This window comes from Mesorhizobium sp. USDA 4413 (assembly GCF_056280365.1).
This window is the reverse complement of the sequence record NZ_JBVPRP010000001.1, coordinates 590,321-605,807: the sequence shown is the minus strand read 5'-3', so window position 1 is coordinate 605,807 and position 15,487 is coordinate 590,321. Positions and strand designations below refer to the sequence as shown.

The window sequence follows — 15,487 nt, the reverse complement described above, 5'->3', positions numbered from 1 at the left end:
TGACTGGGGCCTCCGGCGGCCTTTCCGGTTAAATCTTCGTAAGAATGGCGGCTGGAAGGCCTGAAAACCGGGCTTTTGCCTTCTCACAAAGCGTTACCGCTCGTTACCGTCTTGTTCTTGACGTCGAGAACGCTCATATTTTGCGCAGGCATGCTGGAGCTCCGCCAGCGGCGCCTGGTCCCAGAAAGACCTGTCACCGGACGGGGCAGAAGCAACAGAGGATTTCCAATGGCTGATCCCATTCGCAACTACCAGACGGGCGCCGTCCCCGGCGCACGCGTCGATATCGATCAGGGCCTGCGCGCCTATATGATCAAAGTCTATAACCTCATGGGGCTTGGCCTGCTCATTACCGGCCTTGCCGCCTGGGGTGCCTTCCACCTCGCCGTCACGGGCGACGGCCAGCTGACCGCCTTCGGCCAGCTCATCTATGCAAGCGCGTTCCGCTGGGTCGTCATCCTGGCGCCGCTTGCGGCCGTGATGTTCCTGTCCTTCAGGATCCAGTCGATGAGCGTGGCGGCGGCGCAGACCACGTTCTGGGTCTATGCCGGCCTTGTCGGCCTGTCGCTGTCGACGATCTTCCTCGTCTACACCGGCACCAGCATCACCCAGACCTTCTTCGCTACGGCCGCGGCCTTCGGCGGTCTGTCGCTCTACGGCTACACGACCCGACGCGACCTGTCGGCGTTCGGCTCGTTCCTGGTCATGGGCGTGATCGGCCTGCTGATCGCGATGCTGATCAACATCTTCTTGCAGTCGTCGGCGCTGGCCTTCGCCATCTCGGCGATCGGCGTGCTGGTCTTCGCGGGCTTGACCGCCTACGACACGCAGCGCATCAAGGAGATGTATTTCGAGGGCGACGTCGCCGATGTTGCCGGCCGCAAGGCGATCATGGGCGCGCTGCAGCTCTATCTCGACTTCATCAACCTGTTCATGTTCCTGCTGCAGTTCATGGGCGATCGCCGCTAAAGGCGTTGCCCGGTCCCGCTGGACCATAGAGTTGCGAAGGGCGGCCCAACGGCCGCCCTTTTCTTTTTTGCATCGCTCTGCTGTTATCGAGGCAGGAAAGTGAATTGCATAAATTATGAGCACTGTTGCGATCAGACCCGCCACCGCGGCCGACCTCGACCGGATCACGGAAATCTATGCCGATGCGGTCACGCACGGCACGGCGAGCTACGAACTGGAGCCGCCCAGCCGCGCCGAAATGGGCAACCGATTCGATAGTCTGGCCGCGGGCGGTTTTCCCTATCTCGTGGCCGAGAAGAACGGGGTCGTGCTCGGCTATGCCTATGCCGGACCATTCCGGCCGCGGCCCGCCTACCGATTCGTCGTCGAGGATTCGGTCTATGTCGCGCCCGAGGCCAAGGGGCAGGGCGTGGGCTCGGCGCTGATGCAGGCGCTGATCGAGGCGGCGCGCGCGGCGGGCTTCCGCCAGATCATCGCGGTCATTGGCGACGGCCATGCCGACAGCGCTTCGGTGCGGCTGCACGAGAAGCTCGGCTTTCGCCATTCCGGGCGTCTGGAGGGATCCGGCTACAAGCACGGGCGCTGGCTGGACACGGTGTTCATGCAGTTGTCGCTGAACGGCGGCGCGGCGCTGCCGCCGGATCCGGATTCGCTGCCGGAACGGAGGTTTCGATCTCGAGGGAACTGAAGAATTGAGGAATTGAAGAACTGAGGAAAAACTGCCGCACCGGCGCGCCAACCACCCTTTCTTCAGTTCTTCAATTCTTCAGTTCCTCAATTCCTCTTTTTCCCTCAGGCCTCAACGACCTTCAGCTTCGCATCGAACACGCCGAGCACGCGGCCGAGTTCCTGGCCGCGCTTGAGGATGCGGCCGCCCGCGGCGATGACCGCGAAGGCGCCCTGCCGGCGCGCCAGCTTGGGGTCCTTGACGATCTGGAATAGCGGTACTTCACTGGCCCGGCGGAAGACGGAAAACACGGCGCGATCAGTGAGATGATCGATCGCATAGTCGCGCCATTCATTGGCCGCAACCATGCGTCCGTAGAGCCTCAAGATCTGGTCGAGTTCGCGCCGTTCGAATCGCACCGGCTGGTCGAGGCGGGCGTTGCGCGCCTCATGCAACGGGATCAATATTCCGGATGCTTCCCCATCCTCCGTCCCGCTGCTGTGATCGGTCATGCCTCGATCCTTCGATTGAATCATGCGCCGGCCAAGGTTCGCGCTTTCATGGCGGAATTGCAAGGGCGCGATGGAATTGCCGAGCGCCGTCCTGACGCAAGCGGTCGCGCGGTTTCTCAAACGTCCAGTCACGTTTGCAAAACGCATGTTGGAATTGGTGATGCTCTGCCATATTCTTGCCACAAATAATCCGCGCTCATGCCCCAATGTCCGACGACTTTACCCGCGTTGCCTGAGACGGTTCGGTCCGGCACCGGCTCGTAAACCCCAAGCCCCCCGCCCACGGGTCAGCGTCGGATCGAACCAACCTCGGTTTTTCCTTGGAAAAATCAGGTGCGACGATCCCAAAACCTGAATGACCGGCGTCAGAAGCAAGCTGACGCCGGTTTTTTATTGCGCGGCGCAGCCCACCTTCTCCCCTTGTTGTGGGAGAAGGTGGCCAACAAGCTCGGTCGGATGAGAGGTGATGGAGGACCGACGACGGCGGTTTCGAGCTTATGACCAGGCCGGAACGTCCCCCACAGGGGGAAGGAAAAGGAGCCGCTAAAGCCGGTCCGGCTTGTGGATGAAGGCGGCGCCGAGGATCGGGCCGGGCATGCCGTCCTTGCCGACCGACTGCAGCAGCACCGCGCAGCCGCCCTTCTTGGCGATCTCGCTCATCGGCACTTCGTAACGCTGCGCCTTGCCGTGCCACATGCCGGCGGTCTGGATGTCGGACACGGCGTTCCAGTAGGTCAGGCTGCGGCCGCTGTTCTCGCCCTGGCCGATCTTCACCATCTGCGGCGGGTCGAAATAGACGATCACCACATGGGCATCGGCCGGGCCGCCGCCGGCGTCGCCCGTGTCGATCATGACGCGGTCGCTGGTGCGGCTCACCTTGATGCCGACCCGCATGCCCTGGCCGTTCCTGTCCATGCGGGCCAAGGCGCCGTCGACATCCTTGCGGCTGGCGCCGTTGACATGGCTGCGGCCGTTGATGATGGCTTGCGGCGTGTAGACGGAGCGGCTGCCGAAGGCGCGCATATAGTCATATTGCCGCTCGGTGTTTTCCTTGGTGCTCAGCGTGTCCTGCCAGCCGAGATAATCCCAGTAATTGACGTGATAGGCGAGCGCGATGATGTCGTCCTTGCCGGCGAGCTCGGCGAAGAACTCGTCGGCCGGCGGACAGGAACTGCAGCCTTGGCTGGTGAACAACTCGACCACGCCCAAGGGCCTGTCGATTTGGGGCTTGTCGGTTTGAGGCTTGCCGGTCGCGGCCTTCTCGGGTTCGGCTGCCAGGGCCACGCCGCCCAACGCCGTAAGGGCCAGCGCTACTGCCGCAAGCCGCAATCGTCCTCGAAATGCCATAGCTTTTCCAATTCCCGCCGGTGACGCCGGCCTTGTTCTGATTGCTAAAATATGTGGCAGAAGCGCCAGTCAACGGGAAGTCACGTTGCGGTGAAATTTTGCTGTTGCAGCCGCAGGTAAGGGCGCAATAGGAGAGGCGGTTGCATTTCAAGGCGCGGTTCGATTCGGGAGCAGCATCCTCACCATGTGGCAAACTCTCCTGACCCCTGTAGATCTCTATTGCGAGCGGACGGGGCCTGGACTTTGGGCCGAGCCGGCTAATGCTTTGACCAACTTGGCTTTCGTTGCCGCGGGACTGTGGGGCGTCTGGCAGGTGCGGCGATACAAGACCGGCACTTTCGCGGAAGTGCTGGCCTGGTGGGTGGTGGCGATCGGCATCGGCTCTACCCTGTTCCATATCTTCGCCAGCAAAGGCACGATCTGGGCCGACATCCTGCCGATCGCCGGCTTCACGCTGGCCTACAGCTGTTCAACCTGCGGCGCTTCCTCGGCATGGATTGGGGCAAGGCGATCCTCGTCTTCGTCGCCTTCTATGTCGTGGCCGGCCTGATCACCTATGCCGTGCCGGACTGGCTGCGCCAGGCGTCGAACGGCACGACGAACTATCTGCCGCCTTTCCTGGCGCTTGCCTTCTTCGGGGCATGGGTGGCGGCCACCGGCAACCGGGCCGGCTGGTACAATCTGACCGGGTCGGCGATCTTCGTCGTCTCGGTCATCTGCCGCATGATCGATCCGCTGGTCTGCGCCAGCTTCCCGCTCGGCACACATTTCCTATGGCACGTCTTCAACGGGCTGATGCTGGCGGTGCTTTTGGCGGCGACGGCGCGGTTTGGGAAGCCGGCAGTAGGCAGTAGGCAGTAGGCAGTAGGCAGTAGGTATCCTGTTTCCTTACTGCCTATTGCCTAAGCCCTATTGCCTGGCCGCTACGCGGCCAGATCGCGCAGCACGTACTGCAAGATGCCGCCGTTCTTGAAATAGTCGAGCTCGTCCAGCGTATCGATGCGGCAGACGATCGGCACATTCTTCACCGTGCCGTCGCCGAAGGTCACCTTGGCGACCATCTTCTGGCGCGGCTTGATCGCGTCCAGGCCATCGATCTCGACCAGCTCGTCGCCCTTGAGATTGAGGGAGGCCCATGAGGTGCCCTCTTCGAATACGAAGGGGATGACGCCCATGCCGACGAGGTTGGAGCGATGGATGCGCTCGAAGGACTGGGCGATGACCGCGCGGACACCCAGAAGATTCGTGCCCTTGGCCGCCCAGTCGCGCGAGGAGCCGTTGCCGTATTCGACGCCGGCGAAGATGACCAGAGGCACGCCTTCCTTCTTGTACTCCATGGCGGCGTCGTAGATCGACATCTCCTCCTTCGAAGGATAGTGGATCGTGTAGCCGCCCTCGCGGCCGTTCTCGCCCAGCATGTGGTTGCGGATGCGGATGTTGGCGAAGGTGCCGCGCATCATCACCTCGTGATTGCCGCGCCGCGTGCCATACTGGTTGAAGTCGGCAACGCCGACGCCGTGCTCGGTGAGGTATTTGCCGGCCGGCGAGGCGGCCTTGATCGAGCCCGCCGGCGAGATGTGGTCGGTGGTGATCTTGTCGCCGAACAGGCCGAGCACACGCGCGCCCTTGATGTCGCCGACCTTGCTGAAGGCACGGCCCATGCCGGCGAAATAGGGCGGGTTCTGCACATAGGTCGAGTGGTCGTCCCAGGCATAGGTCTGGCCTTCCGGCGCCTTGACCTTCTGCCAGTAGGCGTCGCCCTTGAAAACGTCGGCATATTTGCGGGCGAACAGCTCGCGGGTGACGTTCTTCTCGATGAACTCCTGGATCTCGGCCGAGGTCGGCCAGATGTCCTTGAGATAGACCGGCTTGCCGTCGCTGCCCTCGCCGAGCGGCTCGGCGGTGAGGTCCTTGGTCACCGTGCCGGCCAACGCATGCGCCACCACCAGCGGCGGCGAGGCGAGGTAGTTCGCCTGCACATCCGGCGAGACGCGGCCTTCGAAATTGCGGTTGCCGGACAAGACTGCGGCGGCGATCAGGCCCTTGTCGTTGATGGTCTTGGAGATCGGCGCCGGCAGCGGGCCGGAATTGCCGATGCAGGTGGTGCAGCCGAAGCCGACCAGGTTGAAGCCGATCTGGTCGAGTTCCTTCTGCAGCCCCGACTTTTCGAGATATTCGGCTACCACCTGGCTGCCGGGGGCGAGCGAGGTCTTCACCCACGGCTTCTGCTTGAGGCCGCGCCGGTTGGCGTTGCGGGCCAAGAGGCCTGCGCCGATCAGCACGCTCGGGTTGGACGTGTTGGTGCACGAGGTGATGGCGGCGATGACGACGTCGCCATGGCCGAGATCGTAGTCGGTGCCCTCGACAGCGTAGCGCTTCGAGATCTCGGCGGCCTTCTTGTACTCGGTCTCCATCGCCTTGGCGAAGCCGGCGGGGATGTCCTGCAGCGCAACGCGGCCCTCGGGGCGCTTGGGGCCGGCCATCGACGGCACGACGTCGCCGAGGTCGAGCTCGAGCAGGTCGGTGAAGACCGGATCGGCGGAGCCGGCGTCGCGCCACATGCCCTGCGCCTTGGAATAGGCTTCGACCAGCGCGATGCGTTTCTCGTCGCGGCCGGACATGGTGAGGTAGCGGAGGGTTTCCGAATCGACCGGGAAGAAACCGCAGGTCGCGCCATATTCCGGCGCCATGTTGCCGATGGTGGCGCGGTCGGCCAGCGTCATGTTGGAGAGGCCGGGGCCGAAGAACTCGACGAACTTGCCGACGACGCCCTTCTTGCGCAGCATCTGGGTGACGGTGAGCACGAGGTCGGTCGCGGTGACGCCCTCCTTCAGCTTGCCGGTGAGGCGGAAGCCGATGACCTCGGGCAAGAGCATGGAGACCGGCTGGCCCAGCATCGCCGCCTCGGCCTCGATGCCGCCGACGCCCCAGCCGAGCACGCCGAGGCCGTTGATCATGGTGGTGTGCGAATCGGTGCCGACGCAGGTGTCCGGATAGGCGACGGTCTCGCCGTCCTCACTGTTGGTCCACACGACCTGGCCGAGATATTCGAGGTTGACCTGGTGGCAGATGCCGGTGCCGGGCGGCACGACGCGGAAGTTGCGGAAGGCCTGCTGGCCCCATTTCAGGAATTTGTAGCGCTCCTCGTTGCGCTCATATTCGAGCTCGACATTGCGGGCGAAGGCCATCGGCGTGCCGAACTCGTCGACGATAACGGAATGGTCGATGACGAGGTCCACCGGCACCAGCGGGTTGATCTTTTCCGGGTCACCGCCGAGTGCCTTGATGCCGTCGCGCATGGCGGCGAGGTCGACCACCGCCGGCACACCGGTGAAATCCTGCATCAGCACGCGGGCCGGGCGATAGGCGATCTCGACGCCGGCGGTGCCCTTGTCGGTCAGCCAGGCGGCGACCGCCTGGATCGATTCCCTGGTCACCGAGCGGCCATCCTCGTTGCGAAGCAGGTTCTCCAGCAGCACCTTCATCGAATAGGGCAGCTTCGCGATGCCGGTTAGGCCGTTCTTCTCGGCCTCGGCGAGGTCGAAATAAACATAGTCCGCGCCACCCGCGGTCAGGGTGCGGCGGCAATTGAAACTGTCGAGGGATTTCGTCACGGCGATCCGTCCTTGTCTGTTCAGCCTGAAAGGGAACGGACGCCGTTGGCATGCAATCACGCGCAAAGGTGCGGGTACGGCCATTTCCGCTGTCCGCTCCCAAGCAACCCGAGCCGTTCAAGGCGGCGCGTTCGCTGGTTCGGCGCTAATTCTGATCCCGCGCCGACCGCTGGCACGGATGAACCGCATATAGAGAATTTCCTGGAATAGTTCTAGACAGTCCAAAGACGAATTTGCGTGAGCCGGAAACGGCCGCGAAACGGTGCTTTCGGGACGGGAAAAGAATGCGGCTGATCGCCGAAAATCTGGGCGGCGAGCGCGGCGGCGAGACGGTTTTTTCCAACATCGGCTTCGCGCTGGACAAGGGCGAGGCGCTCATCGTCACCGGGCCGAACGGCGCGGGCAAATCGACGCTGCTGAGGATCGTCGCCGGCCTGCTGCCGGCCGCCCAGGGCAAGGTGCGATTCGAGCATGGCAGCGAGGCCTTCCCGACCGTCGCCTCCGCCTCGCATTATCTCGGCCATCTCAACGCGATGAAGACGGCGCTCAGCGTCGAGGAGAATCTCGGCTTCTGGCGCGCGTTTCAGGGCGAGCCCGGACTGGGCGTGGAGGAGGCGCTGGAGACGGTGGCGCTCGGCGGTCTCGGGCATCTGCCCTTCGGCTATCTGTCGACCGGGCAGAGGCGGCGGGCCTCGATCGCGAAGCTTCTGGTCAGCCGGCGGCCGGTTTGGCTGCTCGACGAGCCGACGGCGGGGCTGGACAAGGCCTCGGAGGAAAGGTTCGCGGGCTTGATGAAGGCGCATCTGCGCGGTGGAGGGATCGTGGTGGCGGCGACGCATCTGCCGTTGGGCCTGGAGGGGGCGAAGGTGTTGGGGATGGGCAACTGATGTTGGCGGGCGGCACTCCCCTCTGCCCTGCCGGGCATCTCCCCCACTTGGGGGGAGATTGGCAGCTTCGGCGCCCCGCTCATCTTGCCAACGTTGGTGATTGGCGAAATCGCCTGCGACGGCTGATCTCCCCCCTTGTGGGGGAGATGTCCGGCAGGACAGAGGGGCGCGCGAAGGAACGCGGACCTAACCAGGGGGCAACCTTGTAATGTGGTCGCTCTTCCTCCGCGACATCCGCCTTTCCATCCGTGCCGGCGGCGGGGCGCTGATCGGCGTCATCTTCTTCCCTCGCCGTCATCGCCACCATCCCTTTCGGCGTCGGCCCCGACCTCAACCTGCTCGCCCGCATCGGCCCGGCGATCCTGTGGATCGCGGCGCTGCTCGCCTGCCTGCTCGGGCTCGATCGCCTCTTCCAGGCCGACCGCGAGGACGGCTCGCTCGATCTCCTGGTGCTCAACGGCGACCGCCACATGCTGGCGCTGACGGTGCTGACGAAATGCCTGGCGCACTGGACGGGCAGCGTACTACCGCTGGTGGTCGCGGCACCTCTGCTCGGCCTGTTCATGAACATGGAGCCGCTCGGCATCGGAGCCACGGCGCTCACGCTTCTCGTCGGCACGCCGGCCATCACCTTCATCGGCGCGGCCGGCGCCGCGGTGGCGGTGGCGCTGCCGCGCGGCGGGCTGCTGATCTCGGTGCTGGTGCTGCCTTTGGCCATTCCGGTGCTGATCTTCGGCGTTTCGGCAAGCTATGGCGCCGTCGCCGATCCGGCGCCGTTCCTGCAGCCCTTCCTCATTCTTGCCGCGCTGACGCTGTTCCTTGCGGTGCTGGGTCCCCTGGCGGCAGCGCTGGCGCTGCGGCATGGGACGGATTGAGGTGGCGAGAACGTTGCCTCACTGCGGCACCGCGGCAAATTGCGGACCGGCCGGTGGGAGGTTATGGAAAGCTATGATCGGAACGGTTGACATGGCCAAAGACAGGGAGCGGCCGCTATGAGCGCGCACGCCCTGTTCGTCACCGCCGCTTATGCCATCACGGCTGTCGTGCTCGCTGGGCTGATCGGCTGGATCCTGCTCGACCAGCGGGCGCGCAAGCGCGAGCTTGCCGCGCTCGAGGCCGCCGGTGTGCGGCGGCGCTCCGACAAGGCCGTCAAGCCATGAGCCTTGAAACCGAAGCGCCGTCGCCGCGCCGCCGCCTTTTCGTGCTTCTGCCGCTGCTGGTGTTCCTGGGGCTGGCGGGGCTTTTCCTGTCGCAACTGCTCTCGGGCCGCGACGCCTCGGAAATCCCCTCGGCGCTGATCGGCCTGCCGGCGCCGCAGACCAGCCTGCCGCCGCTCGAGGGAGCCAATCTGCCGGGGCTTGAGTCAAAAGACTTTGCCGGCAAGGTGACGCTGGTCAATGTGTTCGCGTCCTGGTGCGCGCCGTGCCGCGAAGAGCATCCGGTGCTGCTCGGCCTGTCGCAGGACAAGCGCTTCACGCTTGCCGCGCTGAACTACAAGGATCAGCCGGAAAACGCCCGCCGCTTCCTGGGCGATCTCGGCAATCCGTATCAGGCGATCGGAGTCGATCCCGCCGGACGCGCGGCGATCGACTGGGGCGTCTATGGCGTGCCCGAGACCTTCGTCATCGGCAGGGACGGCAAGATCGCCTACAAGCATGTCGGGCCGCTGACGCCCGACTCGGTGAGGGCGTTGCTCCTGCCGCAGATCGAGAAAGCGCTGGCGGCGCATTGATATTCAGGTGAAGCCGGCCTGCAAGTGCCGGCTTCCTGCGCTTCCGGTGCTCACCTACTCTAAGTACGCTCCGCTCCGGTTCTCGGAAGCCACCACTTTCGACTCGGCCTGATCTGAATCTCAATGCGCCGCGGGGCCGTGCTGGGTCGAAAAAGACTCAGCCGTAGATCTGCTTGTGGACCTGGTAGAGCATCTCGGAACGGTCGGCGCGCAGATCGGCGAGATCGCGGCTGGACAGATTCTCGATTTCGGCGACGAGGCGGTTGTAATGACGGCGCTTGGCGATGCTGGCGCGGGCGCGGGAGACAAGATTGTCGAACATGACAGGGTTCCTTTTAGTTTTTCCTCCCTGACGATTGCGAGCATGACATAGGTGTGGTGCATTGCAAAAGAAAGATGTTGCAATGCACCATTGCAACCAGCGCATAGCCGGTTAATTGGAGCCTAACGGACCATGCGCCCAGCGCGGCCCGCGAGACTGGCCTCTTCACGCAGTTCTCATCCCTTTTGTCATACAAAATACCGGCCTGCCGTCTTGCCAGATCGGCTTCGGGCTGGCTTGATCCGCCCGTCACCTGATGCCGGGAGGAAATTGATGGCGGCCGCTGACTATTACGAAATTCTCGATCCGCGCTTCGCGCGCCTGTTCAACGGCAGCGCGCAGGTGGAAAAACTGTTCACCGGATGCCGCTGGGCGGAAGGACCGGCCTGGTTCGCGGCCGGCCGCTATGTCGTCTGGTCCGACATCCCGAACAACCGCATGCTGCGCTATGACGAGACCGACGGCAGCGTCAGCGTGTTCCGGCAGCCGTCGGGCAACTCCAACGGCAACACCGTCGACCGGCAGGGCCGGCTGGTGACCTGCGAGCATTCCGGCCGCCGCGTCAGCCGCACCGAACATGACGGCTCGATCACCACCATCGCCGAGAAATGGAAAGGCAAGCGGCTGAACTCGCCCAACGACGTGGTGGTGCGTTCCGATGGCTCGATCTGGTTCACCGATCCGAGCTACGGCATCGACACCGACTATGAAGGCGACAAGGCCGAAAGCGAGATCGGCGCCTGCAATGTCTATCGCGTCGATCCGGAGACGGGCGATGTCGAGGCCGTCATCACCGATATGGTGCGGCCGAACGGGCTCGCCTTCTCGCTCGACGAAAGCCTCCTCTATGTCGTCGACACCGGCCGCACGCATGGCGAGAAGAACCCCGCGCATATGCGCGTCTTCAACGTCGACAAGCATGGCAAGAAGGTTTCGGGCGGCAAGGTGTTCGCCGACTGCACCGCCGGCCTGTTCGACGGGTTCAGGCTCGATTCCGACGGACGCATCTGGACAAGTGCTGCCGACGGCATCCATTGCTACGACCCTGACGGGACGCTGATCGGCAAGGTCAAGGTGCCGGAGGTGACTGCCAACTGCGTGTTCGGCGGCAACAAGCTCAACTGTCTCTACATCGCCGGCACCACCTCGCTCTACATGGTGCGGCTGATGGTGAATGGGGCCAAAACTTATTGAGGCAAGACTGTTTGGAAATTCTACTCCGGCGGCCATCTGCTGGCGGTTTCTGCGCTTCCGGCATTCGCCGGGCGAAGCACTCGAGACGGTGTGGGAATTAAGGCTACGGCCGGCGTAGGCCGGTGCTCACGGGCTTGAATGTCCGATCCGCTCCGATTCTCGAGACCACCACCATATGGCTCGCCGGAGCGAATTTCGAAACAGTCTCCCGGCAAGTAGCGAATTCAAAGGAGCGACATCATGCCATTCGTCAACATCCGCATCGTCAAGGAAGTGATCGCGGCCGATCCGGCCGGCAAGAAGGCTGACATCGCCAGGAAGGTGACGGCGGCCATCATGGAGGCCACCGGGCTTGGCAACAACGATGTCTGGGTCGTGTTCGAGGAGGTCAACGCTCGCGACTGGTATGTCGGCAAGACCGATGTCGAGACGCTGCGGAAGGGGTAGGGCTCTTCCTTCTCCACAACAAGGGGAGAAGGGAAGGGCCGTTCACCGTCCGCCGATAAACTCGACAAAAGCCCGCACCGCCTCACGCATGGCCCGCCGGTTCGCGTCCTTCGCCAGAATCGCTTCCATCTCAGCCGGCTTCTTGCCCAGCAGCGCGATCTCCAGCGCCGTCTCCTCATACATCGCGAACGACATGGTCCGCATGATCTCGGCCAGCGCAGCGCGCGCATAGAGCGAACGGGGCGAGGCATGGACCAGCATCGCCGGCTTGCCGACGGCGGCGTCGCGCGACACCAGCCAGTCGAGCGCGTTCTTCATGCCGCCCGGCACGCCATGCGCATATTCCGGGCAGGAGACGATGACGCCGTCGGCGCGGGTGATCATCTCGATCAGGCGCGCTGCTTCGGGCGGCGTGCGCCCGCCCTCATCGTCGGGGTTGAAGATCGGCAACCGGCCGAGACCATCATAAATATCGAGGCGGCAATCGGCGGGCGCGTTGGCGGCCAAGGCCGCCACCAGGGCCGAATTGGTCGAGGCGGCGCGCAGGCTGCCCGATATGGCGATGATGTCGATCAAGAGAGAGCCGGACGAAAGTGTGTGTCGTCCGCGAAGCCTACCACATGGTCTGCCGGTAATCGTCGTCCAGTTCGCGATCGATCTCGCCCGCGCTTTCGCTGAGCGCCAGCTGGTCGCGGATGATCTGGCCGAGCGTCGGCAGGGTCGCGCGGTCGTACCAGGTCTCCGGCTTCCAGAGATCGGAGCGCATGAAGGCCTTGGCGCAGTGCATATAGGCGGCCTTCACCGTCACCACGATCACGCTTTGCGGTTCCTTGCCGTCGACGGCCAGGCGTTCTCGCAAGGCGGGGTCGACGGTGATGCGGGCATCGCCGTTGACGCGCAGCGTCTCGTTCATGCCGGGGATCAGGAAGAGCAGCCCGACCGACGGGTTGCGGATGATGTTTTCCAGCGTGTCCAGCCGGTTGTTGCCCGGACGATCGGGAATGGCGATGGTGTTGTTGTCGAGGATCGCCGTGAAGCCTGGCTTGTCGCCCTTGGGCGTCACATCGGCATTGCCGGCGCCGTCGGAGGAGCCGATCAGCACGAAGGGGCTCTTGCCGATGAAGGAGCGGCAATGGCCGTCGAGGCTTTTCAGTTCCTTGCGGATCGAGCCGTCGGTCGGCTGGGGCGTCTTGTAGATCGTCCTCAGCTCGTCACGCGTGGTGAGGAATTCCATATCGCCCCCCTCTTATTCTGACGCAATTCCGGACGGAAAACCGCGTCACACTTTTCCTGGAATTGCTTTAGTTGCCGGCCTTCTCTTCCTTGGGTTTTTCCTCGAGCGAATGGCGCATGATCAGCGGCATCTGGCTGAAGGTGAACAGCAAGGTGATCGGGATCGTGCCCCAGACCTTGAAATAAAGCCAGGTCGCCTCGGAAAAGTTGCGCCAGACAATCTCATTGAGCACGGCCAGGAACAGGAAGAACAGGCCCCAGCGGAAGGTCAGCTTGCGCCAGCCCTCGGCATCGAGCTGAAAGGCGGAATCGAAGACGTAGCCGAGCAGCGAGCGGCCGAACAGCAGCCCGCCGAGCAGCGTGACGCCGAACAGCGAGTTGATGATCGTCGGCTTCATGAAGGCGAAGGTCTTGTCCTGCAGGTAAAGCGCCAGCGCGCCGAAGACGAAGACGACGATCGCGGATACCAGCGGCATCAGCGGCAGGCTGCGCGTGAGCAGCCAGGAGGCGCTCAGCGAAAGCGCAGTCGCCACCATGAAGAAGGCGGTGGCGATCAGGATCGGTTCGCCGAGATGGGCGAGCACCGGAAATTTTTCGGCCAGCCACTCGCCGCGGATGGTGGTGAAGAAGAACACCAGCCCCGGTCCGAGCTCGAGCAGGAACTTCAAGCCCGGATTCATCGGCTTGCGGCGTGGATCGGACGGGTCGCGTTCGAGGATGTTCATAAAAGTCCTTCTTGCGCATGATCTGGCCAAAAAGCAGGCGACTCAAGATCACGTCTTTGTTCAGGCCACGCCGGCGATCGCCCTGGCGAATTCGCTGGCGGAAAATGGTTCGAGGTCGTCGACCTGCTCGCCGACGCCGATGAAATAGACCGGCAATCTGTGCTTGGCGGCGATCGCCACCAGAATACCGCCGCGTGCCGTGCCGTCCAGCTTGGTCATCACCAACCCGTTGACGCCGGCAACGTTGCGGAAGATCTCGACCTGGCTCAGCGCGTTCTGACCGGTGGTGGCGTCGACCGTCTGCAGCACCGTGTGCGGCGCTTCCGGATCGAGCTTGCCCAGCACGCGCACGATCTTTTCCAGCTCGGCCATCAGCTCGGTCTTGTTCTGCAGGCGGCCGGCCGTGTCGATGATCAGCACGTCGGAGCCGGCCTCCTTGGCCTTCTCGAAGGCGTCATAGGCGAGGCCCGCCGCATCGGCGCCGAGCTTGGTAGCGATGACCGGCGATTTCGTGCGCTCGCCCCAGATCTTGAGTTGCTCGATCGCGGCGGCGCGGAACGTGTCGCCGGCGGCCAGCATCACCTTGAGGCCGCCATCGGTGAGCTTGGCGGCCAATTTGCCGATGGTGGTGGTCTTGCCGGTGCCGTTGACGCCGACGACCAGGATGACGTGCGGCTTGTGGCTGAGATCGAGCTCTAGCGGCTTTGCCACCGGCGTCAGCACCTTCTCCACCTCCGCCGCCATGACGGCGCGGACCTCAGAGTCGGAAACGTCGCGGCCATAGCGGCTGGAAGCGAGCGAGTCGGTGACACGCAGCGCCGTCTCCACACCAAGGTCGGCGCGGATCAGCACGTCCTCCAGGTCCTGCAGCGTGTCCTCGTCCAGCTTTCGCTTGGTGAAGACGCCGGCAATGTTGCCGGTCAGCTCGCGCGAGGAGCGGGCGAGCCCATCGCGCATGCGCTGGAACCAGGAGCGTCGCGGCGCCGGCTCCGGCGCCTTTTGCGGCTCGGCTTTCTGCTCGACCTTTTTTGAGACCGTCACCTTGCCGGCGGCGGGCTTTGGCGGCGACGGCACGGCTTCCGGTTCCGGTGCGATCTCGGCAAGGATCGGCTGCGGCTCGACGGGCGCCGGCTGTCGAATAGGGGGCGAGATTTCGGCGTCGGCTTCGGCGGATGGTTCCGCAGAAGGCGCCTCCGCCGGCGGAATCTCGATGGGCGCCGCCGTCTCGACCGGGGCTTCGGCAGGCGGCGTGGGCGCTTCGGCCGGTGCCGGCTCGGGCTGCGGTTTCGGACGCGAAGGCTGGATGTCCGGCTGAGTCGGCGCCGGTGCGGGCACTTCCCGCGGTGCGGGTTCGGGCTCCGGTGCCGGCGCGGGTAAAGGTTCGGGCTGCGCCGGCGGCACTTCCTGGGGGGCTGGCGGCACCGGCTTCTCGGGCGCCGGCTGCGGCTCCTCTTCGGGCTCAGGCTGTGGCAACGGTTCCGGCTCGGCGGGTACGATCGGCTCCGGCGTCGGCGGAATGGTCGGAGCGGGCTCCGGCTTCGGCTCCTCGGGAACCTGCTGAGGCGCCGGTTCTACCTCCCCCTCGATGGGGGAGGTCCCGAGCGCAGCTCGGGGGTGGGGGTGACCGGCGCCAGCGTCGGCGCTATCACCCCGCCCCGCCACTTCGTGGCGACCCTCCCCATCGAGGCGAGGGTGGGGCGCTGCCTGCTCGGCCTCCGGCTTCAGCGCGTCCAACTGATCCCATTTGATCGGCGGCAGCGTCTCGTCGGCACGCTCCTCGACGACCTCTTTCCTGCCGAACGAAAATATCTTCTTGAAGAAACCAGCCATGCGTCTCG

At 64.2% G+C, this 15,487-nt stretch carries 15 protein-coding genes and 2 pseudogenes; 9 read left to right on the top strand and 8 right to left on the bottom strand.

Annotated features, from left to right (window positions below):
• Positions 1-228 precede the first annotated feature (228 nt).
• The gene (locus ACVMIM_RS03070) at positions 229-969 is read left to right on the top strand and encodes a Bax inhibitor-1/YccA family protein (RefSeq protein WP_040996315.1); all 741 of its coding nucleotides are present in this window, start codon (positions 229-231) and stop codon (positions 967-969) included.
• 115 nt (positions 970-1,084) lie between these two features.
• Positions 1,085-1,657 (top strand): N-acetyltransferase family protein, encoded by a 573-nt coding sequence (locus tag ACVMIM_RS03065; RefSeq protein ID WP_476110332.1) that lies wholly within the window; start codon positions 1,085-1,087, stop codon positions 1,655-1,657.
• Positions 1,658-1,761: 104 nt separating this feature from the next.
• Here the strand turns inward: ACVMIM_RS03065 and ACVMIM_RS03060 are convergent, their stop codons facing one another.
• Together ACVMIM_RS03060 and ACVMIM_RS03055 are read right to left on the bottom strand one after the other, a co-directional pair.
• Positions 1,762-2,148 carry a DUF2794 domain-containing protein gene (locus tag ACVMIM_RS03060; protein WP_476110330.1) on the bottom strand — a complete coding sequence of 129 codons (387 nt, stop codon included), beginning with the start codon at positions 2,146-2,148 and terminating at the stop codon, positions 1,762-1,764.
• 543 nt (positions 2,149-2,691) lie between these two features.
• Positions 2,692-3,495, bottom strand: a complete 804-nt coding sequence (locus ACVMIM_RS03055) for a DUF1223 domain-containing protein (protein WP_476110328.1) — start codon at positions 3,493-3,495, stop codon at positions 2,692-2,694.
• A 184-nt stretch (positions 3,496-3,679) separates the two neighbouring features.
• Here ACVMIM_RS03055 and ACVMIM_RS03050 point away from each other — a divergent pair.
• Positions 3,680-4,356, top strand: a pseudogene (locus ACVMIM_RS03050) (ceramidase domain-containing protein).
• Between the two features lie 62 nt (positions 4,357-4,418).
• On the opposite strand, the gene acnA reads toward ACVMIM_RS03050, so the two are convergent.
• On the bottom strand, positions 4,419-7,109 hold the full coding sequence (acnA, locus tag ACVMIM_RS03045) for an aconitate hydratase AcnA (protein WP_040996326.1): 2,691 nt from the start codon (positions 7,107-7,109) through the stop codon (positions 4,419-4,421).
• A gap of 284 nt (positions 7,110-7,393) precedes the next feature.
• On the opposite strand from acnA, the gene ccmA reads away from it, so the two are divergent.
• From ccmA to ACVMIM_RS03025, 4 genes and pseudogenes are all read left to right on the top strand, one after another.
• Entirely contained in the window at positions 7,394-7,996 is a 603-nt protein-coding gene (gene ccmA / locus ACVMIM_RS03040) for a heme ABC exporter ATP-binding protein CcmA (RefSeq protein WP_476110327.1), read from the top strand.
• Positions 7,997-8,204: 208 nt separating this feature from the next.
• Positions 8,205-8,871: pseudogene (gene ccmB / locus ACVMIM_RS03035) on the top strand (heme exporter protein CcmB).
• Between the two features lie 117 nt (positions 8,872-8,988).
• Positions 8,989-9,156: a heme exporter protein CcmD gene (gene ccmD / locus ACVMIM_RS03030; protein WP_040996332.1), complete on the top strand. Its 168-nt coding sequence runs from the start codon at positions 8,989-8,991 to the stop codon at positions 9,154-9,156.
• Positions 9,153-9,728: a DsbE family thiol:disulfide interchange protein gene (locus tag ACVMIM_RS03025; RefSeq protein ID WP_278049889.1), complete on the top strand. Its 576-nt coding sequence runs from the start codon at positions 9,153-9,155 to the stop codon at positions 9,726-9,728. Before ccmD ends, ACVMIM_RS03025 begins: the two co-directional genes overlap by 4 nt.
• Before the next feature lie 157 nt (positions 9,729-9,885).
• On the opposite strand, the gene ACVMIM_RS03020 is transcribed toward ACVMIM_RS03025, so the two are convergent.
• The gene (locus ACVMIM_RS03020; RefSeq protein WP_116390116.1) at positions 9,886-10,050 is read right to left on the bottom strand and encodes a hypothetical protein; all 165 of its coding nucleotides are present in this window, start codon (positions 10,048-10,050) and stop codon (positions 9,886-9,888) included.
• A gap of 273 nt (positions 10,051-10,323) precedes the next feature.
• Here ACVMIM_RS03020 and ACVMIM_RS03015 point away from each other — a divergent pair, with 273 nt between their 5' ends.
• Both ACVMIM_RS03015 and ACVMIM_RS03010 read left to right on the top strand, forming a co-directional pair.
• Positions 10,324-11,244, top strand: a complete 921-nt coding sequence (locus tag ACVMIM_RS03015) for an SMP-30/gluconolactonase/LRE family protein (protein WP_040996334.1) — start codon at positions 10,324-10,326, stop codon at positions 11,242-11,244.
• A 240-nt stretch (positions 11,245-11,484) separates the two neighbouring features.
• On the top strand, positions 11,485-11,691 hold the full coding sequence (locus ACVMIM_RS03010) for a tautomerase family protein (RefSeq protein ID WP_278049890.1): 207 nt from the start codon (positions 11,485-11,487) through the stop codon (positions 11,689-11,691).
• A gap of 42 nt (positions 11,692-11,733) precedes the next feature.
• Here ACVMIM_RS03010 and ACVMIM_RS03005 read toward each other — a convergent pair whose 3' ends face one another.
• From ACVMIM_RS03005 to ftsY, 4 genes are all read right to left on the bottom strand, one after another.
• Positions 11,734-12,267, bottom strand: coding sequence for an NADPH-dependent FMN reductase (locus ACVMIM_RS03005; protein WP_476110323.1), 534 nt, complete (start codon positions 12,265-12,267; stop codon positions 11,734-11,736).
• Positions 12,268-12,304: 37 nt separating this feature from the next.
• Entirely contained in the window at positions 12,305-12,925 is a 621-nt protein-coding gene (locus tag ACVMIM_RS03000; RefSeq protein ID WP_278049892.1) for a pyridoxamine 5'-phosphate oxidase family protein, read from the bottom strand.
• 67 nt (positions 12,926-12,992) lie between these two features.
• Positions 12,993-13,649: a septation protein A gene (locus ACVMIM_RS02995; protein WP_040996340.1), complete on the bottom strand. Its 657-nt coding sequence runs from the start codon at positions 13,647-13,649 to the stop codon at positions 12,993-12,995.
• Between the two features lie 60 nt (positions 13,650-13,709).
• Positions 13,710-15,479, bottom strand: a complete 1,770-nt coding sequence (gene ftsY, locus ACVMIM_RS02990) for a signal recognition particle-docking protein FtsY (RefSeq protein ID WP_476110322.1) — start codon at positions 15,477-15,479, stop codon at positions 13,710-13,712.
• Positions 15,480-15,487 lie beyond the last annotated feature (8 nt).

Bases quoted from the DNA above. Each gene is read 5' to 3' on its own strand.
- ccmA (WP_476110327.1), top strand. From the start codon at position 7,394: ATGCGGCTGATCGCCGAAAATCTGGGCGGCGAGCGCGGCGGCGAGACG.
- ACVMIM_RS02995 (WP_040996340.1), bottom strand. From the start codon at position 13,649: ATGAACATCCTCGAACGCGACCCGTCCGATCCACGCCGCAAGCCGATG.
- ACVMIM_RS03015 (WP_040996334.1), top strand. From the start codon at position 10,324: ATGGCGGCCGCTGACTATTACGAAATTCTCGATCCGCGCTTCGCGCGC.
- ACVMIM_RS03025 (WP_278049889.1), top strand. From the start codon at position 9,153: ATGAGCCTTGAAACCGAAGCGCCGTCGCCGCGCCGCCGCCTTTTCGTG.
- ACVMIM_RS03000 (WP_278049892.1), bottom strand. From the start codon at position 12,925: ATGGAATTCCTCACCACGCGTGACGAGCTGAGGACGATCTACAAGACG.
- ACVMIM_RS03070 (WP_040996315.1), top strand. From the start codon at position 229: ATGGCTGATCCCATTCGCAACTACCAGACGGGCGCCGTCCCCGGCGCA.
- ACVMIM_RS03020 (WP_116390116.1), bottom strand. From the start codon at position 10,050: ATGTTCGACAATCTTGTCTCCCGCGCCCGCGCCAGCATCGCCAAGCGC.
- ACVMIM_RS03055 (WP_476110328.1), bottom strand. From the start codon at position 3,495: ATGGCATTTCGAGGACGATTGCGGCTTGCGGCAGTAGCGCTGGCCCTT.
- ftsY (WP_476110322.1), bottom strand. From the start codon at position 15,479: ATGGCTGGTTTCTTCAAGAAGATATTTTCGTTCGGCAGGAAAGAGGTC.
- ccmD (WP_040996332.1), top strand. From the start codon at position 8,989: ATGAGCGCGCACGCCCTGTTCGTCACCGCCGCTTATGCCATCACGGCT.
- ACVMIM_RS03010 (WP_278049890.1), top strand. From the start codon at position 11,485: ATGCCATTCGTCAACATCCGCATCGTCAAGGAAGTGATCGCGGCCGAT.
- ACVMIM_RS03065 (WP_476110332.1), top strand. From the start codon at position 1,085: ATGAGCACTGTTGCGATCAGACCCGCCACCGCGGCCGACCTCGACCGG.
- ACVMIM_RS03060 (WP_476110330.1), bottom strand. From the start codon at position 2,148: ATGACCGATCACAGCAGCGGGACGGAGGATGGGGAAGCATCCGGAATA.